This is a genomic window from Halanaerobium praevalens DSM 2228 (genome assembly GCF_000165465.1).
GTDB lineage: Bacteria > Bacillota > Halanaerobiia > Halanaerobiales > Halanaerobiaceae > Halanaerobium > Halanaerobium praevalens.
This window is the reverse complement of the sequence record NC_017455.1, coordinates 1,813,100-1,835,652: the sequence shown is the minus strand read 5'-3', so window position 1 is coordinate 1,835,652 and position 22,553 is coordinate 1,813,100. Positions and strand designations below refer to the sequence as shown.

Sequence of the window (22,553 nt, the reverse complement as noted above, 5' to 3'; positions counted from 1 at the left end):
AAAGGAGGAACTAAAATGGATATGATTTTACTGGGTTTACCTGGTGTTGGTAAAGGTACCCAGGCTAAAAAATTAGAAGCAAGTTTAGAAATCCCTCACATTGCTACAGGTGATATTTTTAGAAAAGCAATTAAAAATAAAACACCTTTAGGAAAAAAAGCAAAATCTTTTATTGATGCTGGAGAATTAGTTCCAGATGAAGTAACAATTGGTATTGTAGATGAAAGATTAAAAGAATCTGATTGTGAAGCTGGTTTTATTTTAGATGGTTTTCCTCGTACAATTGTACAAGCAGAAGCCTTAGATAAAATTTTAGCTGAGCAAAATAGAGAACTTGATCTAGCTATTTATTTACAAGCTGAAATTGATACTTTAGTTAAAAGATTGGCTGGACGTAGGGTTTGCGTTGATTGTGGAGCAACCTATCATATTAAAAATGATCCTCCTCAAAGTGAAGGAGTATGTGATAAATGTGGTGGAGATGTTATCCAACGGAGTGATGATCAAGAAGCAACCGTTAAGAAAAGAATTGAAGTAAATAAAGAGAAAACATCTAAACTTGCAGCATATTATCAAAAAAAAGAAATACTGCATGAAGTTGAAAGTATCGGTGGAATTGATCAAGTGCAACAAAAACTTATGAAATTAATTGAGGCGAATAAATAATGATTATTTTGAAATCAAGGCGTGAAATTGATATAATGCGAGAAGCTAATCAGATAGTTGCAGAAACACATGCTTATTTATCTGAAAATATTAAGCCTGGTATTTCTACTGCTGAACTTGATCAGCTAGCAGATGAATTTATTCGAAATAAAGGGGCTGTGCCCTCCTTTAAGGGTTATCAAGGTTTTCCTGCTTCTGTCTGTATTTCAATTAATGACGAAGTTGTGCATGGTATCCCTTCTAAGCATCGGTATTTAGAAGCTGGTGATATAGTTAGTATTGACATTGGAACTTTTTATGAAGGTTTTAATGGTGATGCAGCCAGAACACATGCTGTTGGATCAATTTCTGATAAAGCCAGTAAATTATTAAAAGTAACAGAAGAATCTCTTCTTAAGGGAATAGAAAAAGCAGTTATTGGTAATAGATTATTTGACATTTCACATGCAGTACAGGAATATGTTGAAAAAAATGGGTTTTCTGTGGTTCGTAGTTATGTAGGTCACGGCATTGGTCGTGATATGCATGAAGATCCACAGATACCTAATTTTGGTCCAGCAGGAAAAGGACCGAAATTAAAAGAAGGTATGACTCTTGCTATAGAACCAATGGTTAACATTGGTGGTTATGAAGTTGAGACACTAGAAGATGACTGGACAGTAGTAACTAAAGATAGAACTAAATCTGCTCATTTTGAGCATACAATTGCAATAACTAAAAATGGAGTTGAAATATTAAGTAAACTTTAACTTTTATTGCAGAGTTTATCTTATCTATGGTATAATGGACAATGCCTGTTAAAAGTTGTTTAATAATCTAAAACAAAGCTAGTAAGCCAAAAGATAGCTATTATTTGAGGCTTGTTAATATAATTTAATTGTGAGCAAGTCCTTAGTGAAGGATTTAGATTAATTTAATTGATTATCTCAGCAAAGAGGAGGTAAAATAATTTATGGCAAAAGAAGATCCTATTGAAGTCCAAGGTACGGTAGTAGAACCACTACCAAATGCAATGTTTAGAGTTGAATTAGAAAATGGACATAAAGTTCTGGCACATGTTTCAGGAAAAATGAGGATGAATTTTATACGAATCTTACCTGGTGATAAGGTAACAGTAGAACTTTCTCCCTATGACTTGAGTCGTGGCAGAATTACCTATCGACATAAAGCGAAATAAATTACCATAAGGGGTGATTGTTAATGAAAGTAAGACCATCAGTTAAACCGATTTGTGATAAATGCAAAGTTATCAGACGTAATGGTAAAGTAATGGTTATTTGTGAAAATCCCAAGCATAAACAGCGCCAAGGATAAAAAATACTGGAGGTGAAATCATGGCTAGAATTGAAGGTGTTGATCTTCCTAGAAATAAAAGAGTAGAGATTGGATTGACATATATTTATGGTATTGGTAGAACTACTGCTCAAAGTATTGTTGCAAATACAGGCATTAATTCTGATACCAGAATAAAAGACTTGACTGAAGCTGAAATTTCAGATTTAAGAAAAGAAATTGATGAGAACTATATTGTTGAGGGTGAACTAAGAAGAGAAAAAAGAGCTGATATTAAGAGATTAAAAGATATTGGTTGTTACCGTGGTCTTCGTCACCGCAGAGGCTTACCAGTACGTGGTCAAAGAACTAAAACAAATGCACGTACACGTAAAGGTCCTAAGAAAACTGTTGGTGTAACAAAAACAAAAGCAGTTAAGTAAGGAGGGAATTTAATTAATGGCTAAAAATAAGAAGAAAAAACGCAGAAGAAAAAAAGTTAAGCGTAATATAGAAAAAGGTCAGGCACATATTAAATCAACTTTTAATAATACAATTATTTCAATTACAGATGAAGAAGGTAAAGTAATTGCTTGGTCAAGTGCTGGAAAAGTTGGTTATAAAGGTTCAAGAAAAAGTACTCCTTTTGCTGCTCAATTAGCTGCCGAAAATGCTGCTGATGAAGCAAAAGAAATGGGTCTAAAAGAAGTAGAAATTTTTGTTAAAGGTCCTGGTTCAGGTAGAGAATCTGCAATTAGAACTTTACAATCTGCAGGTTTAAATATTACTTTAATCAAAGATATTACTCCTATTCCACATAATGGATGTAGACCCCCAAAAAGAAGACGTATATAATTATATAATAGAAAGTTGAGGTGTAAATATGGGAAGATATACAGGTTCAGTTTGTAAATTATGTAGGCGTGAAGGTGAAAAATTATATTTAAAAGGCGCCCGTTGTTATAGTGATAAGTGTTCTTTTGATCGCAGACCATATGTTCCTGGTGAGCATGGTCAAGGTCGTCACAAAGTATCTGAATATGGTACACAGTTAAGAGAAAAGCAGAAAGTAAGAAGAATTTATGGAATTATGGAAAAGCAGTTCCGTAATTACTTTGAAAAGGCTGAAAATATTGCTGGAGTTACAGGTGAAAACTTCCTTCAATTATTAGAAAGAAGATTAGATAATGTTGTTTACAGAATGGGTTTTGCTAGTTCTCGTAATGAAGCAAGACAATTCGTATTACATGGACATATTACAGTTAATGGTCGTAAAGTTGATATTCCATCATACCAGATTGATATTGATGATGAAATTAAAGTTAAAGACTCAAGCCGTAAGTCCAAGCGTTTTAAAGAAATCTTTGAATATAATGCGGACTTTGCTAGTCAAGAATGGTTAAATTCTGATCTTGAAAAAGCTGAAGGAACTATTATTGCATTACCAGAGAGGGAAGATATCGATTATCCGGTAGAAGAACACCTGATTGTCGAGTATTATTCACGGTAAATGAATACCCTCAGTCATAAAATTGTTAATTTAAGGAGGGTAAGCTGATAAGATGATAGAAATCGAAAAACCACGTGTGGAAAGACTTGGAAGTGATGAGAATTATGGTCGGTATGAAATTTCTCCTTTAGAAAGAGGTTATGGTACTACTCTTGGTAATTCATTACGTCGTATTTTACTTTCTTCTTTACCTGGAGCTGCACTTACTTCAGTTAAGGTTGAAGGAGTAAAACATGAGTTTTCGGCTATTCCTGGAGTAGTTGAAGATATGACTGATTTAATCTTGAACCTGAAAGAAGTAGTTGTTAAATATTCAGGAGAAGAACAAACAACTATTCGTTTAGAAGCAGAAGGTGAAGGTGAAATAACTGCTGGTGACTTTATTTCTGCTGGCGATGTAGAAGTTGTTAATAAAGAGCATCATGTAGCGACACTTGCTGAAGGTGGAAGATTAGTTTTAGAAGCAACTGTAGATAAAGGTAGAGGCTATCATACTGCAGAAGAGAATGAAAAGCTGTTTGAAAATAATGTAATTGGTTTAATTCCAATTGATTCTGCCTATAGTCCTATTGAAAGAGCTAATTTTAATATTGAAAACACCAGAGTTGGTCAAGTAACTGACTTTGATCGTTTGGTATTAGAAGTTAATACTAATGGTAGTATTCATCCTGATGATGCTATCAGTCTTGCTGCTAAAATCATGGTAGAGCATCTTGAATTATTTATTAATTTAACTGATGAAATTGAAGATGTTGAAATTATGGTAGAAGTAGAAGAAGAAGAAAAAGATGAAATCCTAGATACAACAATTGAAGAATTAGAACTTTCTGTTCGTTCTTCTAATTGTTTAAAAAGAGCTGGAATTAATACAGTTGAAGAATTAGTAAGCAGAACTGAAGATGATTTAATGAAAGTTCGTAATCTAGGTAAAAAATCATTAAAAGAAATAGAAAAGAAATTAGATGAACTTGAACTAGATTTAAAAGAGAATGAAATTTAAGGAGGGATTTTAGGTGGCTAAGCGTAAATTACAGAAAAGATCTTCTCATCGTCAAGCGATGTTCAAAAATATGGCAACATCACTTTTTCGTGAAGGAAGAATCCAGACTACACTACCTAAGGCTAAAGAATTAAGATCATATGCTGAGAAACTTATTACTACTGCTAAAACTAATGATTTAGCTTCAAGACGTAAAGTAATGAGCAAAATTCAAGATAAAGAAGTAGTTACTAAACTTTTTGATGAAATCGCACCTCAGTATTCAGAAAGACCTGGTGGTTATACAAGAATTTTAAAGATGTATCCTCGTAGAGGCGATGCAGCTAAGCAAGCGATAATTGAACTCGTAGAATAATACTGAATGTAGGTGTTAATATGAGCCTGATAGAACTAAATGGGGTAGATTTTCTTTATGCAAATGATGATAGTGATCGACCGGCTCTGCAAAATATTGATTTGCAGATTGAAGCCGGTGATTTTGCTGTTGTCATTGGTTCAAATGGTTCAGGCAAATCTACCCTGGCAAAGTTATTAAATGTACTTTTGACTCCAAGTAAAGGAAAAATTTTTGTTGATGGTTTAAATACTCTTGATCCTGATAACACCTGGAAGATAAGACAAAAAGTTGGGATGGTTTTTCAAAATCCAGATAACCAACTTGTTGCTTCTATGGTAGAGGATGATGTAGCATTTGGACCTGAAAATCTAGGTATTCCAACTGAAGAAATTCGCCATAGAGTTGATAAATCTCTAGAAATGGTAGGAATGGCTGGTTTTCAAAAATTTGCTCCTCATAAATTATCTGGAGGTCAAAAGCAAAGAGTAGCTATTGCTGGGGTTATTGCCATGGAACCAGACTGTATAGTTTTAGACGAGCCAACTGCAATGCTTGATCCTCAAGGTAGAAAAGAAGTTATGGAGACAGTTCAATATTTAAATAAAGAAAAAGGTATTACTGTTGTTCATATAACTCATTTTATGGAAGAAGCAGTTGAAGCAGATAAAGTTGTGGTTATGAATCAAGGGGAAATTTTACGCCAAGGTAGTCCCAAGTCCATTTTTAGATTAGTTAAGCAGTTAAAGGATGTAAATTTAGATATACCTGTTGCAGTTGAGGTTGCTCAACTTTTGCGAGAGGAAGGAATTAAGGTTCCTGATATTTTGAGCATAGATGAGTTGGTGGAAGCATTATGTTAATTAAATTAGATAGTGTTAGCCATGTTTACCAGGATGAAAATAATGTTAAAGCACTAAAAAACATTAATTTGGAAATAAATAAAGGCGAATTTATTGGAGTTGTAGGACATACAGGCTCTGGTAAATCAACTTTAGTTCAGCTTTTTAATGGTCTAATTATTCCAAGTTCTGGAACTGTTAAAGTTAATGGAAAAAATATTACTAATGAAAAAAGTAATTTAAAAGAAACTAGACGTCATGTTGGTTTAGTTTTTCAGTATCCAGAACATCAGCTATTTGAAGAAAGTGTTTATCAAGATATAGCTTTTGGTCCTAAAAATTTAGGTCTAAATAAAGATGAAATTAAAATAAGAGTTAAAGAAGTTATGGAACTTGTAGGACTTGATTATGAAACTTTTAAAGATAGATCACCATTTAATTTAAGTGGAGGTCAGCAGCGTAAAGTTGCAATAGCTGGAGTTCTGGCTTTAAAACCAGATGTCTTAGTTTTAGATGAGCCTAGTGCTGGTCTAGATCCAAAAGGAAGAAAACAGCTTGCGGATTTACTGCAATATCTGTATCAAGAACTTGAAATGACAATTATTTTAATTTCTCATCGTATGGAAGAAATTGCTGAACTAGCAAATCGAGTTATAGTAATGCATCAGGGAGAGATTGTAATTGATGATCATCCTGTGGAAGTTTTTTCGCGGGAACAGAAATTACATAAATTATCACTTGATCTTCCCCAAGTAACGGAAATTCTGCACCGTTTAGAAGAAAGAGGATTGGAAATAGATACTAATTTATTTTCGATATCTGAAGCATCTGCAGAAATAATTAAAGCATTGAGGAGTAAATAAGCTATGCTAAAAGATATAACAATTGGTCAGTATATTGCTCGTGACTCTATTATCCATGCTTTAGATGCTCGGATTAAAATTATAATTACTACAATTTTGATAATTGCTTTATTTACTATTGATAGTTTTAGTGGTTTTGGTATGTTTGCTGCTTTTGTTTTTTTAGTTGTTTTATTATCTAAGATTTCAGTGAAAAAAGTTTTAAAAGGATTAAAACCAATTTTGATTTTAGTTTTATTTACCCTTTTTATTCATATCTTTTTAACTAAAGGGGGAGAAGTTCTCTGGTCTTGGAAATTTATTTCTATAGAAGCAGAGGGAGTATATACTGGTTTTTTTATGGTTAGTAGAATTTTTATTTTAATTTTATTTACCTCACTTTTAACCTTAACTACTTCTCCACTTCAGTTAACAGATGGGATAGAATATATTTTATCTCCTTTAAAAAGATTTGGTGTACCAGCAAGTGAACTGTCAATGATGATGACAATTGCTTTAAGATTTATACCAACTTTATTAGAAGAAGCTGATAAAATTATGAAAGCTCAACAAGCTAGGGGTGCTGATTTTGAATCGGGTAATTTAATTCAAAGAGCTAAAAGTCTAATTCCTCTCTTAGTGCCTTTATTTATAAGTGCTTTTAGAAGGGCTGATGATTTAGCTTTAGCAATGGAGTCAAGATGTTATCGTGGAGGAGAGGGTAGAACTCGTCTCCATCAACTAGAATTTAGATATTATGATTTTGTTGCTTTAATAATTATAATTATCTTAGCGGTTGCTGTATCATTTTTCTAGGAGCTTTTTAAAATGAGAAAAAATTACAAAATTATAGTTGAATATGATGGTAGTAATTATAGCGGCTGGCAGAGACAAAAAAATACTGAACAGACAATACAGCAAAAAATAGAAGAAGCTTTAACAAAAATTAATAAATCTCAGGTAAAAATTGATGGTGCTGGAAGAACAGATGCTGGGGTTCATGCGGCTGGTCAGTCAGCAAACTTTTTTCTAGATGTAGAAATTCCACCTACTAAAATTCCGATTGCCTTAAATACTGAATTACCTGATGATATTATTTGTAAAAAAGCAATAAAAGTGAATCAAAATTTTCATGCTCGTTATGATGCAAGGGGCAAAAAATATAGATATAGAATTTTGAACAGTAATTTTAATTCAGTTTTTGTCCGCAATTTTGTTTATAATGTTTATAAAAAACTCGACTTAAAGATGATGCAGAAAGCAGCTAAAATTTTTGAAGGATCTCATGATTTTGCTTCATTTTGTGCTGCGGGATCTTCAGTCGAATCAACTGTAAGAACAATTCGTTCTATAGATATTTATGCAGTAGATGATAGTGAAATTTGGCTTGATATTGTTGGTAATGGTTTTTTATATAATATGGTAAGAATTTTAGCCGGTACATTTATTGAAACCGGAATGGGAAAAAAAACTCTGTCAGAATTAGAAGTGATTTTACAGAGTTGTAATCGAAAAAATGCTGGTTTTACTGCTCCGGCTCAAGGTTTAACTCTAATGGAAGTGTTTTATGATTAATTTATTTTTGTTTTACTTGACAAAAGCAGAAGATTGTATTAAAATTACTATGAATTATTCTATCCAACAACAAGCCCCGTTGAGAATAATTTCATGTAATTATAGAATGTATTTAACTAAGGAGGTATAGTTATGTCAACATATATGGCAAAAAATGAAACTGTAGATCGCAACTGGTATGTTGTTGATGCTGCTGGAAAAACTTTAGGAAGACTAGCATCTGAAATTGCTCAATATATTAGAGGTAAGCATAAGCCTACTTTTACTCCTCATGTAGATATGGGAGATTATGTAGTAGTTATAAATGCTGAAAAAGTAAAATTGACTGGTAAAAAATGGGATGATAAAAAACATTATAGTCACACTAATTACCCTGGTGGTATTAAAGAAGTTACTTATAGAGAACTTCGTGATAAAGATCCTGAGTTTATTATAGAAAAGGCTGTAAAAGGTATGTTACCACATAATAAATTAGGTAGACAAATGATTAAGAAATTAAAAGTATATAGTGGATCAAATCATCCACATCAGGCTCAAGAGCCTAAAAAATTAGAACTTTAATTCTGAAAGGAGGAATTTAATAGATGGCTTCTGAAGTACAATATAGAGGTACAGGACGTAGAAAAACTTCTACTGCACGTGTGCGCCTATTACCTGGAGATGGTAAATTTTTAGTCAATGATGTTGAAATCGATAACTATTTTAACAGAAAATCTTTAATTAAAGATATTATGTCACCTTTAGAATTAACAAATACAGATGGAACTTTAGATGTATTAGTAAATGTTAAGGGTGGTGGACTTTCTGGTCAAGCTGGAGCAGTTCGTCATGGTATTGCTAGAGCATTACTAGAAGTTGATAAAGATTATCGTGGACCACTTAAAAAAGCTGGTTACTTAACTAGAGACTCCCGTATGGTTGAAAGAAAAAAATACGGTCGCAAAAAAGCGAGAAAAAGTCCACAGTTCTCAAAAAGATAATATTTATTTTTATTTTATTACAGGCAGAGCTCAAGCTCTGCTTTTTTCTTTGTTAATAGCCAAAAATTATGTTTAATGGTTTATATAAATAATATTTTAAGTTTATAATTTTCGCTATCAATAAAATAAAAAAATGTCTTCTGTGCTTAGGTGTTTTTTTATCAGTTAATTTGTTGTATAATATAAATAATGGAGAATTATTTTTGAAATATTCATTTTTTAAAAATAAATTTATTTATTTTAAAAGCTCAAATTAAGCTGGAGGTGAAATATATGGGAGTTGTATCTGCTTCTTTATTACCACATCCCCCAATTTTAATCGAAGATATCGGTGGTCCAGAACTCGAAAAAGCTAAAAAGACTGTTCAGGGATTTAAAAAGACAAGTAATCAGTTAGCTAATTTAAAGCAAGAGATTGATTTAGTTGTTTTTATTACCCCACATGGTCCATTATTTAAATCTGCTGCCTCGATTATTATTCAGGAAGAGTTAAAAGGAGATTTCAGAGAATTTGGCTTTCCTCAACTTGAATTTAGAGAAAAATCAGATATTAATTTTTCTGAAAAATTAATTCAAAATGCTAAAGAAAAATCTTTAAAATTACAAGCTTTAAGAAAAAAAGACTTAAAAAACTATGATATTAAACAAGAACTTGATCATGGGATTATGGTTCCTTTACATTATTTAAAAAAAGCTGGATTAAATAAAGAAATAATTCCAATTTCAATTGGCTTTATTTCTTATCAAAATTTATATAAAATAGGACAGGAAATTGCCCAAACAGCTCAAGAACTTAATTATAATATAGCAGTTATAGCAAGTGGTGATTTATCACATCGATTAGAAAAGGGAGCACCAGCTGGCTATAATTCAGATGCTCATATTTTTGATGAAAAGTTACTTAAATATTTTAAAGAAAAAGATTTTGAATCAATTTTGAACTTTGATTCGGATTTAGTAGAAAAAGCCGGTGAGTGTGGTTTGAGACCTATAATAACTATGTTAGGTGCTTTATCTGAGACTAATATAAAACTAAAACTTAACTCTTATCAAGCTCCTTTTGGGGTTGGTTATGGAACAATTTTTATAAGAACAGAATAAAAGATTTAAGGAGAGATCAAAATGAATGAAAAAAAAGTTATTTTATATTTAGCAAGAAAAGCTGTAGAAAAATATATTATTTCTGGAGAAGAACTTGAAATTAATGAAAAACAATTACCAGAAATTTTAAAAAAAGAAGCAGGAGTCTTTGTCACTTTAAAAAAAGATGGCAATTTAAGAGGATGTATGGGGACTTTTAGACCAGTTCAAAAAAATGCAGCTTATGAAATTATAAGTAATGCAATGACAGCAGCTGAAAATGATCCTCGATTTCCAGAATTAAGAAAAGAAGAATTAACTGAAATCTCCATTTCAGTTGATATTTTATCTGAACCAGAGTTAGTTAATGATCAAGAACAATTAGATCCACAAAAATATGGAATTTTAGTTAAAGGTGGCCATCAAACAGGTCTTTTGCTTCCTAATTTAGAAGGTATAGATACTGTAGAAAAACAATTAGATATTGCTAAAAGAAAAGCTGGCTTAAAAGGAAGTATTGAGGTGGATATTTATCGATTTACTGTAAGTAGGTTTAAAGAAAATGAATAAAAAAAAAGAAGCTAAGTTTTATCAAAAAGAAGAAAACAATTTAATAAAATGTAATTTATGTCCTCATAATTGTAAAATTGATAATCATAAAACTGGCCTTTGTCAAGTTCGTAAAAATATCAATTCTAAATTATACTCACTCAACTATCAAAAAGTTTCTGCTTTAAGTATTGATCCAGTTGAGAAAAAGCCTTTATATCATTTTTATCCCCAAAAAAAAGTTCTTTCTTTTGGTAGTTGGGGTTGTAATATGAGTTGTATATTTTGTCAAAATTGGCAGATTAGTCAAGAAAAACCACAACTTAAAAATTTTAATGCAGAAGAAATTATTGAGATAGCAATAAATAGAAATATAGATCTTTTAGCTTATACTTATTCTGAGCCAACAGTTTTTTATGAGTTTATGCTTGAAACAGCTCAATTAGCTACTGCAAAGGGTTTAAAAAATATAATGGTTAGTAATGGTTTAATTGAGCCAAAGCCTTTAGAACAGCTAGTTCCTTATTTAGATGCTGCTAATATTGATCTAAAGGCTTTTAATAATGATTTTTATCAAGAACAGTGTAATGCTAATTTAGAATCTGTAAAAAAGACTATTAAATTATTGGTTAAAAAAATTCATTTGGAAATTACTACTTTAGTTATAACAGATCTAAATGATAATTTAGCTGAATTAGAAGCACTATTTAGCTGGTTAGCAGAAGTTAATAAGCAAATCCCTTTACATTTAAGTAGGTATTATCCTGCTTATAACTTAAAAAAAGCTCCGACTGCTGAAAACAAGATGAAAAAAGCCTATCAATTAGCAAAAAGATATTTAGACCATGTTTATCTTGGTAATCTTAATTTTAAAAAAACAGCTTCAACTTTTTGTAACAACTGTGGAGAAAAGTTAATAGATAGAAATAAAATTAAATTCGAAAATTTATTAAAAGCTAATAAATGTCCAATTTGTAGAACTGAACTTTGGGGTGAATTTTAAATCTAAATTTAGCTAAGTACTTTTAGCAAATATTATCAAATAATTTCAAATTTTATTATTTTAACAATTAACTTGACACTAATTATTAGTACTGCTATACTCTAATTAAGCTCATATAATACTATAAGATGAATAAGGAGGGCTTAATAATGAAAAATAAAAATGTAGAATGTAAATTTTGTGGAAGCAAAAATTGGTCTGGTGAACTTTACTGTGAAAAATGTAGTGGAGATTTATTTCATAATCAAAATGCACAAAAAAGTGCCGCTAAATTTGATCAGATAAATAGTCTATTTAAACTATGGAAATAAAGCAAATAATAAATCAGGGGTCGGCCTATGGTCGACCCTTTTTAATTATTATAAATTATATTCATAATTTTTTGATTTAGTTTTATTTTTTTAAATAATGATAAATTGAAAGCCGTAAATAAAAACAATATAAATAGTTAAAAAATAACTATAAAATATAATTGAATTAAATAAAGTATAATCACTAATAAGATATAGATAATTGCTAATTAGTAAAGCAAAAAAATTAATTAAAATAAAGGCTGGCTCGAATTCTAAAAGTAAAATTGAAGCAAATAAAGAATTTAAAATAATTGCTATAAAAGAAGGTAAATAAAGATCAAAGAGAGAAAATGTTATTTTATTAATTAAAAATTGTTCTACACTGGCTGTGAAAATAAGGGTTAAAAAAATAATTACTATTAAAGGTAAATTACTGTAAATAATTTTTAAAAAATTCTTAGTTAAATAAATTGGAAAAAAGCTGCTTTTGGTTGCATTTGAGTAATTAAAATTAAATAAAATAACTCCACTAGTTAAAATTATAAAAATAATTGATAAGAGTTTTAGTCTGATTTGTTCTTTATTTAATTTAAAACCTAAATCAGAAAATTTAAGGTCATAAAGCAAATTAAAATAACTATAAATTATTAATAAAAAAACAATGTGGGATAAAATACTAATTGTAAAACTCAAAATTTGATTAATATAAATTAAATTGACAAAATCTTTTTCAATTATGTAATAACTACTAATTCTAATAAAATACCAGCTAGCTATAATTATTAAAAAGTCTTTATAGTTTAATCTTTGATCTTTAAAAATATTATTCAAACTATCACCTCCCACATATATTTTCTCTTAAAAGTATTTAAATCCTTTAAAAATATTAAAATTTAAAGATAAGAAGAAGGTTTTGGACTATCTTTTGCAGAATGTTAAAGATAAGAGGTGGTAAAATTGTCCTGGAAAATTATAACTAGTTTGTTAGATATTTTTATAATAACTTTTATTATTTATTATTTACTTAATATTATTTCAGGAACAAGGGCAGTACAATTAATTAAAGGCTTAGGCTTAATTTTTTTAGTAGCATTATTTTCACAACTTTTAGAATTAAATACTGTTAATTGGTTTTTAGATAGTTTTTTAACTATCATTATGGTAGCCTTACCAATAGTTTTTCAGCCAGAATTAAGAAGGGCACTTGAACAAATTGGAAGAGGTGGTTTTCTCAAAGAACAATTTTGGCAAAACTGGGGTCCAAAAGAAATTAATGAAATTGTTTTGGCAATAGCAGAAATGTCTGAACAAAAAATTGGAGCTCTAATTGTTGTTTCACGTCGGGTTGGCTTAAAAAATTATATTGAAACAGGAATTCAGCTTGAAGCAAAAATTAGTAAGCAATTATTATATAGTATTTTTCAACATGAATCTCCTTTACATGATGGAGCTTTAATTATTGAAAATGCAAAAATTAAGGCAGCTAGTTGCTTTTTAAATCTTTCTACCCGTTCTGATATTAATCCAAGATTAGGAACGAGACATCGAGCTGCGATTGGGATTACTGAAGATTCTGATGCCTTAGCTTTAGTAGTGTCAGAAGAAACAGGAGTAATTTCAGTTGCAGAAGAAGGACAATTAAGTCGTCACCTTGATAAATCTGAATTAAGAGAGAAGCTTTCCCATATTTTTGCTAGATCAAAAGAAAAATCTTTTATGAGGAGGCATTTCTAAATGTTTTCTCTAACTGAAAATCAAAAAAAGTTAATTTTAGCTTTTTTCATTGCTGTTTTACTTTGGGGTTATGCTAGTAATCAAACTGCTAATTTTTTAAACTATGTAGAAGAACAAGCAGCTTCTTTTTTAGTAGATGTAGAAACTAAAAATTTACCGCAAAAATATGAAATTAAATCAAAATCAGTTGAAAGAGCTGTAGTTAGAATTGATTATATTTCTTATTTTACTAAAATAAATAAAAGTGAGATTAAGGCCTATATTGATTTGCAGCAGGTAGAGCCAGGTGATAATATGAAAATAATTGAAGTTGATTTACCAGCTTCGGCTAAATTATTAGGAGTTGATCCTGGATATATGATTGTTAATATTGCTAAAAAAATTGAAGAAAAAGATAAATAACTAAAATATAAAAATTAATGTTGATTAAACAAATTAGAGGTGGAAAATTTGCAAAAAAAATTATTTGGAACTGATGGAGTCAGAGGAGTAGCAAATCATGAATTAAAAGGAGAGTTAGCTTTTAAGTTAGGTAGAATTGGCGGTTATCATCTAATCAAAAATTCTAAACAAAAAAGACCAGTAGTTGTAATTGGTAAAGATACAAGGCTTTCAGGAGATATGTTAGAAGCAGCCTTAATGGCAGGTTTAACTTCAGTTGGAATTGATGTTTATAGATTAGGAATTATTCCAACTCCAGGAGTTTGCTATTTAAGTAGAACTAAGGCAGTAGCTGGTGGTATAATGATTTCTGCTTCTCATAATCCAACAGCTGATAACGGAATTAAATTTTTTGATAAAGCTGGAATTAAGTTGAGTGATACAGCAGAATTGGAAATTGAAAAATTGATTTTTGATAATCATTCTGAAGAATTACCATATCCAATTGATAAAGAAATTGGCTTAATTGAAGAAAAATATAATTGGATTGATGAATACATTAATTTTGTAATTAAAAGTTCAGAGCAAAAGCTAAAAGGTTTAAAAGTAGTGATTGATTGTGCTAATGGGGCTGCTTATCAGGCTTCACCTGCAGTTTTTAAAGCTCTGGGAGCAGAAGTTGTTGTAATTAATAATCATCCAAATGGAGAAGAAATTAATGTTAATTGTGGTTCAACTGCACCTCAATTAGCAGCTAAAAAGGTAGTTGAAAGTGGTGCTGATCTAGGTATTGCTCATGATGGGGATGCTGATCGTGTTATTTTAGTTGATGAAAAAGGTCAGATTGTAGAAGGTGATAATATAATGGCAGTTGTTGCCAGAGATATGATTAGTGAAAATAAATTAAATAAAAAAACAGTAGTTACAACTAAATATAGTAATTTAGGGCTTAAAGAAAGTTTAGCTGAAGTGGGAGCAGAATTAATAATTACTAAAAATGGAGATCGTTATGTGCTGGCAGAGATGTTAAAAAATGATTATAAATTAGGTGGAGAAAAATCAGGCCATATTATTTTTAGTCAATATAATACTACTGGAGATGGAATTTTGACAGCAGTTAAAATTGCTTCTATAATTAAAAAGAGAAAAAAAAGTTTATCTGAGTTAAAAAAAGTAATGACTTATTGGCCCCAAACTTTAGCTAATGTTAAAGTTCAAGCAAAAGAAAAATGGGAGCAAAATAAAAAAATAGCTAATAAAATAAAGGCAGCTAAAAAAGAAATTGGGGCAGAAGGTAGAGTTTTTGTTAGAGCCTCTGGAACAGAACCTTTAATTAGAGTTATGCTAGAAAGTAAAGATAAAGATTTATTACAAAAATGGGAAAATGAATTGACTCAAATTATTAATTTAGAATTAAATTAAGTTTAAATTTATTTTAAAGGAGGTGATATAATTTAAAGTCTCTGAACAAAGCTTAAGTTTGTTTTTAGAAATTTCAGCAAGATTTTTTAAAAAGCGCCTGAACCTGATCTGAACGGAAAATTATACAGGTGGACGAGGAAGAAGGTTATCGAAAATTCGGCGGATGCCTTCAGACAGTGACTGTTCTGTCTTAGTTTATTTCTTAAAATTAGCAGGTAATTGCTAAGACAAAGGGAATAAATAACAGTCAAAATTGAATTTAAACTATAAATGGAGGTAAAATGATATATGTGTGGAATTGTTGGTTATATTGGAGAAAAGAAAGCAGCACCAATACTGCTTTCTGGTTTAAAAAAACTAGAATATAGAGGTTATGATTCAGCTGGGATTGCTGTTCAAGAAAAAGATTATATTAAAATTAGCAAAAAAAATGGTAAATTAAATAAATTGCAGAAAGCTGTTAGTCAAGAAATATTTAAGGGAGTTAGTGGTATAGGTCATACAAGGTGGGCTACTCATGGAAAACCATCTGATATCAATTCTCACCCTCATAGTTCTACTCAGGGTGAAGTAGTAATTGTTCATAATGGGATTATTGAAAATTTTAGAGAATTAAAAGCAGAATTATTAAAAGAGGGTCATCAATTTAAATCTGCAACTGATACAGAGGTAATAGCTCATTTAATTGCAAGTTATTATCAAGCAAATGATTTAAGAACTGCAGTGAATAAAGCTGTAAAAAGATTAGAAGGTTCTTTTGCCTTAGCAGTAATGTCTAAAAAAGAGAAGAATAGAATTATTGCAGTCCGCAAAGATAGTCCATTAATAGTAGGACTTGGTGAAGGTCAAAATTTCTTAGCTTCAGATATACCAGCTTATCTTGAATATACAGATGAATTTTATATTTTAGAAGATGGAGAAATAGCAGATATAACCAAAAATGAAGTAAATATTTATTCTTTTGCTAATCAATTAATTGCTAATAAAGATAAGACTAAAATTGATTGGGATGCAGAAATGGCTGAAAAACAGGGTTATAAACATTTTATGCTTAAAGAAATCTATGAACAGCCTGAGTCATTAAAAAGATTACTTGAAGCTAATTTAAAAGATGGATCAATAAATTTGAGGCAAAATGGTTTAAATAAAGATTGGTTAGCTGATTATGATAAAATACATATTGTAGCTTGTGGAACTGCTTATCATTCAGGTGCCCTGGCTAAATATTTATTAGAAGATAAGTTAAGAATTCCAGTTGAGGTTGAAGTTGCTAGTGAATATAGATATCGGAAACCAATTGTTGATAGCAGTACTTTGATGATTGTAGTTAGTCAATCAGGGGAAACTGCAGATACTTTAGCAGCTTTGCGTTTGGCTAAAAAAGAGGGAGCTGATGTTTTAGCTTTAACTAATTCTCGTGATAGCAGTATTGCTCGCGAATCAGATATGATTATTTATCTTAAGGCTGGCCCTGAAATAGCTGTTGCTTCAACTAAAGCTTATACTAATATGGTAGCTGCTTTTTATCTTTTATTAATCGATGGAATGAAGCAAAGATCTGAAATCAAGCAGCAAACTATTAAAAAATATACTTCTGATTTAATTAAACTTCCGGAAATGATAAGAAAGTTAATTGATAATTCTAAAGCTCAAATTAAGTTATTGGCAGAAAAATATGCATTAAAAGATAATATATTTTTTATTGGCCGGAATACAGATTATACTTTGGCCCTAGAAGGAGCTTTAAAATTAAAAGAAATTTCCTATATTCATGCAGAAGCTTATCCTGCTGGAGAATTAAAACATGGAACTTTAGCTTTGATTGAAAAAGGAATTCCAGTGATAGCTTTGGCTAGCAGAAGTGATGTTTTTGCTAAATTATTTAGTAATTTAGAAGAAGTTAAAGCTAGAGGAGCAGAAACTCTATTGATTACTGAAGCAAAACAAAATTTTAAAGAGGAAAGTATTGATCATTTAATTGAATTACCTCTCTTAAATCAAGATTTTGCTGGTTTATTAGCAATTATTCCTTTACAGCTTTTAGCTTATTATACTGCTTTAGAATGTGGTGAGGATATAGATCAACCTCGTAACCTTGCTAAAAGTGTGACAGTTGAATAAATTTTGATTAGTTAAACCGAACCTAATTTTAGGTTCGGTTTTTTTGCATTTAAGTGATAATTTTAATATAATTATAATGTAGTCTTATTTTAAATTTATATTAACTGTTCAGAAAGGAAAACAATGATTATAGGAACTGGAGTAGATATAGTTAAAAATAATAGAATTAAAGTTTTAATTCAAAAATATGAAGCTCACTTTTTAGAAAAAGTATATACTAAAGCTGAGATTAGTTATTGTCAAGCAAAAAAAGATTATGCAGCTTCTTTTGCTGCTCGCTTTGCTGCTAAAGAAGCAGTTTTAAAAGCTTTAGGTACAGGTATGAGAAATAATAGTTGGCAGGAGATTGAAATTTTAAATAATCAGCTTGGCAAGCCTGAAATTTCACTTTTTGGTAAAACTAAAACAAGAGCTACTGAACTTAAGATTAGTAATATTTTTTTATCGATTGCTCATGAAAAAGAATATAGTATTGCTCAAGTTATTATGGAAGGAGTAAAATAAATGCAGGTTTTAACTCCAGAAATGATGAAAAAATGTGATCAAGCAACTATCAAAGCAGCTTATCCTGAAATTTTATTAATGGAATCTGCTGCTCTAGCCACTGCTAAAATGGCAGAAGAAATAATAGAAAAAGAAATTAGTTTTGAGTATAAATCTGAACTAAAACTTAGTTTTTTAATTGGTCAAGGTAATAATGGAGGAGATGGTCTGGCAGCAGCTAGAATTTTAAAAAATTGGGGTTATCAACCTCAAATTGTTTTAACTTGTTCTCCTTCAGAGCTAAGTGGAGTTAATGCTCTTAATTTCAAATTAGCAGTTTTAAACAAAATTGAAATTTATCAATTTGAGCAGTTAAAAACAAAAGAATTTATTAGTTTAATTAAGCAGAGCGATTTAATAGTTGATGCACTTTTAGGGACTGGGATTAAAGGTCAAATTAGAGGAAGTGTGAAATCAATAATTACTTTAATTAATCAACAACTAGTTAAAAAGCCTTTAACTTTAGCTGTTGATATTCCTTCTGGAATTATTGCTGCAAATGGCAATTTAGCTGGTGATGCTCTTAAAGCTGATTATACAGTTACAATGGCAGCTTATAAGAGAGGACTATTATTATATCCTGGTAAAGATTATGCCGGTAAAATAAAAGTCGTGGAGATTGGTATTCAGTCTGAAACTATTCAAGAAAATAGTGATCAGCTAAAGGTTTTCAATCAACAAGAAGCCAAAAAATCTCTTCCAGTTAGAAAAAATAATAGTCATAAAGGAAGTTTTGGCAAACTAGCGCTTTTGGCCGGTTCACCTGGAATGACTGGGGCTCCAATTTTGACAGCAAAAGCTGCTCTTAAGGGAGGCTTAGGCTTAGTCTATCTTTTAACTGCAGCTGAAATTGCAGAGATGACTGCAGCTCAATTGCCAGAATTAGTAAGTGTTGCTCTTCCTAGTCAAGCTGGACTTATTAAGGAAACAGCGGCTGCTAAAATACTTAAATTTACAGAAAAAGTGGATCTGATAGCTGCTGGCCCAGGTCTTGGTCAGGATAAAGGTGTAAAAACTTTAATTGAAAATATTTTAAAAGAATCCAGTTTAGATCTTATTTTAGATGCAGATGCTCTTAATGTTATATCCGATTTAGAGCTTTTAAAAAATTATAAAGGTAAATTAACTTTAACTCCGCATCCAGGAGAAATGGCAGCTTTAACAGGACTTAGTATTAAGGAAATAAATAATAATCGAATAGATATTGCACGCAAATTTGCTCAAAAATATCAGTTAAATTTAGTTTTAAAAGGTGCAGCAACTATTACAGCAGCTCCTGATGGTAGAGCTTATATTAATCTGAGTGGTTCTAATGGCTTAGCTACTGCTGGGAGTGGTGATGTTTTAACTGGACTGATAGCTGCTTTAATGGCTCAAGAATCAGATAATTTTAGAGCAGCTGCTCTAGCGGTTTATATTCATGGTAGAGCAGGAGAATTTGCTGCTCAAGCAAATAGTGATTATGCAATGATTGCCTCTGATATAATTGCTAATCTTAAAAAAGTGTATCAAGAATTACAATAAAACTAAAAAATGATTTTGATTTAAATAAAAATAAATAAATTTAAGGAGAAAAAAATGATATTATCAGATAAAACAATCAAAAAAATGTTAAAAGAAAAAGAACTTATTATAGATCCGATTGATGAAATGCAGATTCAGCCAGCTTCAGTTGATATGAGGCTTGGTAATGATTTTTTAAAAGTAGATGAAAATACTTTACCATTAATGACTTTGAATGATGAAGTTAATTATGAAGAGGTTAAAGGAGAAGAAATTATTATTCCTCCTCATTCTTTTTTATTAGCTACAACAAAAGAATATATAAAATTACCAGATAACTTAACTGCTTTTGTTGAAGGTAGAAGTTCTATTGGTAGAATGGGGCTTTTTATTCAAAATGCTGGCTGGGTTGATCCTGGTTTTGAAGGGCAAATAACTCTAGAGTTATATAATGCAAATAGATTGCCTATTAAATTAGAATCTGATCGTAGAATTTGTCAACTTGTATTTGCGGCTATGGATAATGCAGCTGATAATCCTTATTCCGGTAAATATCAAGGTCAAAAAAATACAGTAGGTACCAGAGTTTTTAAAGATCCAGAAAATAAAAATAGATAAAACTGGAGGTCTTATAATGGTTACTTTAGTTATTTCAGGAATTGATCAAAGTATTGGTCCTGGTGATATTGTTGGTGCTTTTATTAATGAAGCAGGAGCAGATAGTGATAATATAGGTAAAATTAATATAAATCAAAGGGCTAAGAAAGCAGAAGTAGAAGTTAAATGGGAATTAGCTCCTAAAATTATAGAAGCTATGGATAATAATCAAATTGGAGGAGTTAAAGTTCAAATAGCTGCTAAAAATCCAGATGATTTAATTGATAAAGAAATTATTAATTATTATAATAAATTTTATCAATTAGTAGATCTTGAAAGAAATGAAGAAATTGATAGACATAAATTAGAAATAAAATATTTATCTGCTCGGGCAAGACAGGCTAAAGGAAGAGCATTATTAAATTTAAGAGGAAAAGATAATGGTAATACTTTTGGTCATCGTCCTTTAGTTAAATTTAAATCTAAATACCAAGGAGAAAAATTAGCTGAAACTCAAATCACTCCTGGTGATTTAGTAATGATTAGTTTAAATAAACCATTAAATAAAAATAATCCAACTGGAACTGTGATAGAAAAAACTGCTTATTCTATCACAGTTGCTTTTGAAAGTAGCCCTCCAAATTTCATTTATAATAGAGGTGTCAGATTAGATTTATTTGTTAATGATACCAGTTTTCAAAGAATGTTTAGTGCTTTAGAAAAAATAAAACATCCAGCAAATGAAATTGAGAAAAGCAAAAGAGATATTTTATTAAATAGAAAAAAACCTGAATTCAAATCAGAATTTGATTTAGAAATTGAAAATTTTAATCATTCTCAAAAAAATGCTATAAAAAATTCTTTGCAAGCTAAAAAACTATATTTAATTCAGGGTCCTCCTGGTACAGGTAAAACTTTAACTGCAGTGGAAATTATTCAGCAAGCTGTAAAGAATGGAGATAAAGTTTTAGCAACTGCTGATTCTAATACAGCTGTAGATAATTTATTAGAGCTTCTGGCAGCTAATAACTTAAAAGTAATTAGAATTGGTCATCCAATTCGAGTCAATAAAAAATTAAGAGAGCATACTTTAGATGAGATAGTGCTTGAGCACCAAGATTATTTGAAAGCAGAAAAATTAAGAGATCAAGTTTCTGATTTAATTAATAAACAAGAAGCTTATATTTATCCTTCAGGTAAATATCGAAGGGGTTTATCAGACCAAGAAATCAAAAATTATGCTGAAAAAGATTTAGAAAAGCATGTAAGAGGTATTAGTCCAGAAGTAATTGAAGAAATGGCTAGTTGGATTGAGTTACAAGAAAAAATTGATAAATACTTTAAAAAAATAGAGAGTTTAGAAAATAAGGCTGTAGAAGAATTAATTACAGCAGCAGATGTTATTTGTACAACAAATATTACTGCTGGAGCTGAGATTTTAGAAAATCAGCAATTTGATTTAAGTATAATTGATGAAGCAACACAAGCAACTCAGCCTGCAGCTTTAATTCCTTATTTAAAGGCTAAAAAAACTATTTTGATTGGAGATCAGCAGCAACTTCCTCCAACAGTTGTTAATCAAGAAGCTGCTAAAAATGGTTTGAAAATTTCTTTATTTGAAAAGTTAATTAAAACTTATCAAAATGATTTTAGTTCATTACTTAAAATCCAATATCGGATGCATAGAAAAATAATGGGTTTTTCTAGTATTTATTTTTATAATAATTATTTGAAAGCAGCTGATTCAGTCGCTAAAAATACTTTAAGTGACTTAGGATTTCAATTAGAAAATAAAAGTTGCTTTCCAGATAAATCTTTAAAAGCTGAATATCCAATGGTTTTTTTAGATACTAAAGAAATGAAGGCTGAAGAAAGAAGTTTTGCTGGTTCTAATTCTTATGATAATCCTGTTGAAGCTGAAATTGTTTTGGATTTGCTTGATCGAGCTCTTAAAAGTTCATTAAAAGAAGAAGAAATAGCTGTGATAGCTGCTTATAAAGATCAAGTTGATTTTATAAATCAACACAATAAATTTAAAAATGTAGAAATAGATACAGTAGATGCTTTTCAGGGTAGAGAAAAAGAAATGATAATTTTTTCTGCTGTTAGAAGTAATCAAGATAATAATATTGGTTTTTTAAGAGATTTAAGACGTTTGAATGTAGCTTTAACTAGAGCAAAAAGAAAGATGATATTTGTTGGTGATAGCAGTACAATTTGTAAATATAATGTTTATGAAAAATTGTTAAAATATATAAAAAAGAGTGGTTTTTATTATAAATTATAGATATTTACATTAATAGTAA

28 protein-coding genes are annotated in these 22,553 nt (G+C 30.2%); 27 read left to right on the top strand and 1 reads right to left on the bottom strand.

Going from position 1 to position 22,553, the window contains the following annotated elements:
* Positions 1-15 precede the first annotated feature (15 nt).
* The 19 genes from HPRAE_RS08500 to HPRAE_RS11210 all read left to right on the top strand — a co-directional run bounded on the left by HPRAE_RS08500 (position 16) and on the right by HPRAE_RS11210 (position 11,964).
* Entirely contained in the window at positions 16-666 is a 651-nt protein-coding gene (locus HPRAE_RS08500) for an adenylate kinase (protein WP_014553811.1), read from the top strand.
* On the top strand, positions 666-1,415 hold the full coding sequence (map, locus tag HPRAE_RS08495) for a type I methionyl aminopeptidase (RefSeq protein WP_014553810.1): 750 nt from the start codon (positions 666-668) through the stop codon (positions 1,413-1,415). The genes HPRAE_RS08500 and map overlap by 1 nt, the downstream gene beginning before the upstream one ends.
* A 203-nt stretch (positions 1,416-1,618) precedes the next feature.
* Positions 1,619-1,843 carry a translation initiation factor IF-1 gene (infA, locus tag HPRAE_RS08490; protein ID WP_005487029.1) on the top strand — a complete coding sequence of 75 codons (225 nt, stop codon included), beginning with the start codon at positions 1,619-1,621 and terminating at the stop codon, positions 1,841-1,843.
* A 23-nt stretch (positions 1,844-1,866) separates the two neighbouring features.
* Positions 1,867-1,980, top strand: a complete 114-nt coding sequence (rpmJ, locus tag HPRAE_RS08485; RefSeq protein WP_005487032.1) for a 50S ribosomal protein L36 — start codon at positions 1,867-1,869, stop codon at positions 1,978-1,980.
* A gap of 20 nt (positions 1,981-2,000) precedes the next feature.
* The gene (gene rpsM / locus HPRAE_RS08480) at positions 2,001-2,381 is read left to right on the top strand and encodes a 30S ribosomal protein S13 (RefSeq protein WP_014553809.1); all 381 of its coding nucleotides are present in this window, start codon (positions 2,001-2,003) and stop codon (positions 2,379-2,381) included.
* 16 nt (positions 2,382-2,397) lie between these two features.
* Complete coding sequence (gene rpsK, locus HPRAE_RS08475; RefSeq protein ID WP_014553808.1) at positions 2,398-2,793, top strand: 30S ribosomal protein S11; 396 nt, start codon at positions 2,398-2,400, stop codon at positions 2,791-2,793.
* A 28-nt stretch (positions 2,794-2,821) separates the two neighbouring features.
* A complete protein-coding gene (rpsD, locus tag HPRAE_RS08470; protein WP_014553807.1) occupies positions 2,822-3,448 on the top strand; it encodes a 30S ribosomal protein S4 in 627 nt (208 codons plus the stop codon).
* A gap of 52 nt (positions 3,449-3,500) precedes the next feature.
* The gene (locus HPRAE_RS08465) at positions 3,501-4,448 is read left to right on the top strand and encodes a DNA-directed RNA polymerase subunit alpha (RefSeq protein WP_014553806.1); all 948 of its coding nucleotides are present in this window, start codon (positions 3,501-3,503) and stop codon (positions 4,446-4,448) included.
* Between the two features lie 13 nt (positions 4,449-4,461).
* Positions 4,462-4,803 carry a 50S ribosomal protein L17 gene (gene rplQ / locus HPRAE_RS08460; protein WP_014553805.1) on the top strand — a complete coding sequence of 114 codons (342 nt, stop codon included), beginning with the start codon at positions 4,462-4,464 and terminating at the stop codon, positions 4,801-4,803.
* Between the two features lie 20 nt (positions 4,804-4,823).
* Positions 4,824-5,645, top strand: a complete 822-nt coding sequence (locus tag HPRAE_RS08455; RefSeq protein WP_014553804.1) for an energy-coupling factor transporter ATPase — start codon at positions 4,824-4,826, stop codon at positions 5,643-5,645.
* Positions 5,639-6,487 (top strand): energy-coupling factor transporter ATPase, encoded by an 849-nt coding sequence (locus tag HPRAE_RS08450; protein WP_014553803.1) that lies wholly within the window; start codon positions 5,639-5,641, stop codon positions 6,485-6,487. The genes HPRAE_RS08455 and HPRAE_RS08450 overlap by 7 nt, the downstream gene beginning before the upstream one ends.
* Positions 6,488-6,490: 3 nt before the next feature.
* Positions 6,491-7,282, top strand: a complete 792-nt coding sequence (locus HPRAE_RS08445; protein WP_014553802.1) for an energy-coupling factor transporter transmembrane component T family protein — start codon at positions 6,491-6,493, stop codon at positions 7,280-7,282.
* 12 nt (positions 7,283-7,294) lie between these two features.
* Positions 7,295-8,041: a tRNA pseudouridine(38-40) synthase TruA gene (truA, locus tag HPRAE_RS08440; protein ID WP_014553801.1), complete on the top strand. Its 747-nt coding sequence runs from the start codon at positions 7,295-7,297 to the stop codon at positions 8,039-8,041.
* Between the two features lie 132 nt (positions 8,042-8,173).
* Positions 8,174-8,602: a 50S ribosomal protein L13 gene (rplM, locus tag HPRAE_RS08435; protein ID WP_014553800.1), complete on the top strand. Its 429-nt coding sequence runs from the start codon at positions 8,174-8,176 to the stop codon at positions 8,600-8,602.
* Between the two features lie 23 nt (positions 8,603-8,625).
* On the top strand, positions 8,626-9,021 hold the full coding sequence (rpsI, locus tag HPRAE_RS08430) for a 30S ribosomal protein S9 (RefSeq protein WP_014553799.1): 396 nt from the start codon (positions 8,626-8,628) through the stop codon (positions 9,019-9,021).
* 273 nt (positions 9,022-9,294) lie between these two features.
* Positions 9,295-10,122, top strand: coding sequence for an AmmeMemoRadiSam system protein B (gene amrB, locus HPRAE_RS08425; protein WP_014553798.1), 828 nt, complete (start codon positions 9,295-9,297; stop codon positions 10,120-10,122).
* Between the two features lie 21 nt (positions 10,123-10,143).
* Positions 10,144-10,671 (top strand): AmmeMemoRadiSam system protein A, encoded by a 528-nt coding sequence (amrA, locus tag HPRAE_RS08420; RefSeq protein ID WP_014553797.1) that lies wholly within the window; start codon positions 10,144-10,146, stop codon positions 10,669-10,671.
* Complete coding sequence (gene amrS, locus HPRAE_RS08415; RefSeq protein WP_014553796.1) at positions 10,664-11,653, top strand: AmmeMemoRadiSam system radical SAM enzyme; 990 nt, start codon at positions 10,664-10,666, stop codon at positions 11,651-11,653. The genes amrA and amrS overlap by 8 nt, the downstream gene beginning before the upstream one ends.
* A gap of 149 nt (positions 11,654-11,802) precedes the next feature.
* Positions 11,803-11,964 carry a hypothetical protein gene (locus tag HPRAE_RS11210; RefSeq protein WP_014553795.1) on the top strand — a complete coding sequence of 54 codons (162 nt, stop codon included), beginning with the start codon at positions 11,803-11,805 and terminating at the stop codon, positions 11,962-11,964.
* A gap of 90 nt (positions 11,965-12,054) precedes the next feature.
* Here the strand turns inward: HPRAE_RS11210 and HPRAE_RS08410 are convergent, their stop codons facing one another.
* Entirely contained in the window at positions 12,055-12,777 is a 723-nt protein-coding gene (locus tag HPRAE_RS08410) for a hypothetical protein (RefSeq protein ID WP_014553794.1), read from the bottom strand.
* Between the two features lie 126 nt (positions 12,778-12,903).
* Between HPRAE_RS08410 and cdaA the strand changes: the two genes are divergently transcribed.
* The 8 genes from cdaA (at position 12,904) to HPRAE_RS08370 (ending at position 22,534) form a co-directional block, all read left to right on the top strand.
* The gene (gene cdaA, locus HPRAE_RS08405) at positions 12,904-13,680 is read left to right on the top strand and encodes a diadenylate cyclase CdaA (protein WP_014553793.1); all 777 of its coding nucleotides are present in this window, start codon (positions 12,904-12,906) and stop codon (positions 13,678-13,680) included.
* Positions 13,681-14,082, top strand: coding sequence for a YbbR-like domain-containing protein (locus HPRAE_RS08400; protein WP_014553792.1), 402 nt, complete (start codon positions 13,681-13,683; stop codon positions 14,080-14,082).
* A gap of 48 nt (positions 14,083-14,130) precedes the next feature.
* On the top strand, positions 14,131-15,483 hold the full coding sequence (glmM, locus tag HPRAE_RS08395) for a phosphoglucosamine mutase (protein WP_014553791.1): 1,353 nt from the start codon (positions 14,131-14,133) through the stop codon (positions 15,481-15,483).
* Between the two features lie 288 nt (positions 15,484-15,771).
* Entirely contained in the window at positions 15,772-17,604 is a 1,833-nt protein-coding gene (gene glmS, locus HPRAE_RS08390; protein WP_014553790.1) for a glutamine--fructose-6-phosphate transaminase (isomerizing), read from the top strand.
* A 123-nt stretch (positions 17,605-17,727) separates the two neighbouring features.
* Positions 17,728-18,108 (top strand): holo-ACP synthase, encoded by a 381-nt coding sequence (gene acpS / locus HPRAE_RS08385; RefSeq protein ID WP_014553789.1) that lies wholly within the window; start codon positions 17,728-17,730, stop codon positions 18,106-18,108.
* A complete protein-coding gene (locus tag HPRAE_RS08380) occupies positions 18,109-19,671 on the top strand; it encodes an NAD(P)H-hydrate dehydratase (RefSeq protein ID WP_014553788.1) in 1,563 nt (520 codons plus the stop codon).
* Positions 19,672-19,725: 54 nt separating this feature from the next.
* Positions 19,726-20,268, top strand: coding sequence for a dCTP deaminase (dcd, locus tag HPRAE_RS08375; protein WP_014553787.1), 543 nt, complete (start codon positions 19,726-19,728; stop codon positions 20,266-20,268).
* Positions 20,269-20,284: 16 nt separating this feature from the next.
* Positions 20,285-22,534: an IGHMBP2 family helicase gene (locus tag HPRAE_RS08370; protein WP_014553786.1), complete on the top strand. Its 2,250-nt coding sequence runs from the start codon at positions 20,285-20,287 to the stop codon at positions 22,532-22,534.
* Positions 22,535-22,553: the final 19 nt, after the last annotated feature.

Coding starts and splice junctions, on each gene's coding strand:
- rpsI (WP_014553799.1), top strand. CDS start 8,626: ATGGCTTCTGAAGTACAATATAGAGGTACAGGACGTAGAAAAACTTCT.
- amrB (WP_014553798.1), top strand. CDS start 9,295: ATGGGAGTTGTATCTGCTTCTTTATTACCACATCCCCCAATTTTAATC.
- HPRAE_RS08465 (WP_014553806.1), top strand. CDS start 3,501: ATGATAGAAATCGAAAAACCACGTGTGGAAAGACTTGGAAGTGATGAG.
- glmS (WP_014553790.1), top strand. CDS start 15,772: ATGTGTGGAATTGTTGGTTATATTGGAGAAAAGAAAGCAGCACCAATA.
- rpmJ (WP_005487032.1), top strand. CDS start 1,867: ATGAAAGTAAGACCATCAGTTAAACCGATTTGTGATAAATGCAAAGTT.
- infA (WP_005487029.1), top strand. CDS start 1,619: ATGGCAAAAGAAGATCCTATTGAAGTCCAAGGTACGGTAGTAGAACCA.
- HPRAE_RS08445 (WP_014553802.1), top strand. CDS start 6,491: ATGCTAAAAGATATAACAATTGGTCAGTATATTGCTCGTGACTCTATT.
- HPRAE_RS08400 (WP_014553792.1), top strand. CDS start 13,681: ATGTTTTCTCTAACTGAAAATCAAAAAAAGTTAATTTTAGCTTTTTTC.
- acpS (WP_014553789.1), top strand. CDS start 17,728: ATGATTATAGGAACTGGAGTAGATATAGTTAAAAATAATAGAATTAAA.
- truA (WP_014553801.1), top strand. CDS start 7,295: ATGAGAAAAAATTACAAAATTATAGTTGAATATGATGGTAGTAATTAT.
- rplM (WP_014553800.1), top strand. CDS start 8,174: ATGTCAACATATATGGCAAAAAATGAAACTGTAGATCGCAACTGGTAT.
- map (WP_014553810.1), top strand. CDS start 666: ATGATTATTTTGAAATCAAGGCGTGAAATTGATATAATGCGAGAAGCT.
- amrA (WP_014553797.1), top strand. CDS start 10,144: ATGAATGAAAAAAAAGTTATTTTATATTTAGCAAGAAAAGCTGTAGAA.
- HPRAE_RS11210 (WP_014553795.1), top strand. CDS start 11,803: ATGAAAAATAAAAATGTAGAATGTAAATTTTGTGGAAGCAAAAATTGG.
- amrS (WP_014553796.1), top strand. CDS start 10,664: ATGAATAAAAAAAAAGAAGCTAAGTTTTATCAAAAAGAAGAAAACAAT.
- HPRAE_RS08455 (WP_014553804.1), top strand. CDS start 4,824: ATGAGCCTGATAGAACTAAATGGGGTAGATTTTCTTTATGCAAATGAT.
- rpsM (WP_014553809.1), top strand. CDS start 2,001: ATGGCTAGAATTGAAGGTGTTGATCTTCCTAGAAATAAAAGAGTAGAG.
- rpsK (WP_014553808.1), top strand. CDS start 2,398: ATGGCTAAAAATAAGAAGAAAAAACGCAGAAGAAAAAAAGTTAAGCGT.
- HPRAE_RS08370 (WP_014553786.1), top strand. CDS start 20,285: ATGGTTACTTTAGTTATTTCAGGAATTGATCAAAGTATTGGTCCTGGT.
- HPRAE_RS08450 (WP_014553803.1), top strand. CDS start 5,639: ATGTTAATTAAATTAGATAGTGTTAGCCATGTTTACCAGGATGAAAAT.
- dcd (WP_014553787.1), top strand. CDS start 19,726: ATGATATTATCAGATAAAACAATCAAAAAAATGTTAAAAGAAAAAGAA.
- HPRAE_RS08380 (WP_014553788.1), top strand. CDS start 18,109: ATGCAGGTTTTAACTCCAGAAATGATGAAAAAATGTGATCAAGCAACT.
- rpsD (WP_014553807.1), top strand. CDS start 2,822: ATGGGAAGATATACAGGTTCAGTTTGTAAATTATGTAGGCGTGAAGGT.
- HPRAE_RS08500 (WP_014553811.1), top strand. CDS start 16: ATGGATATGATTTTACTGGGTTTACCTGGTGTTGGTAAAGGTACCCAG.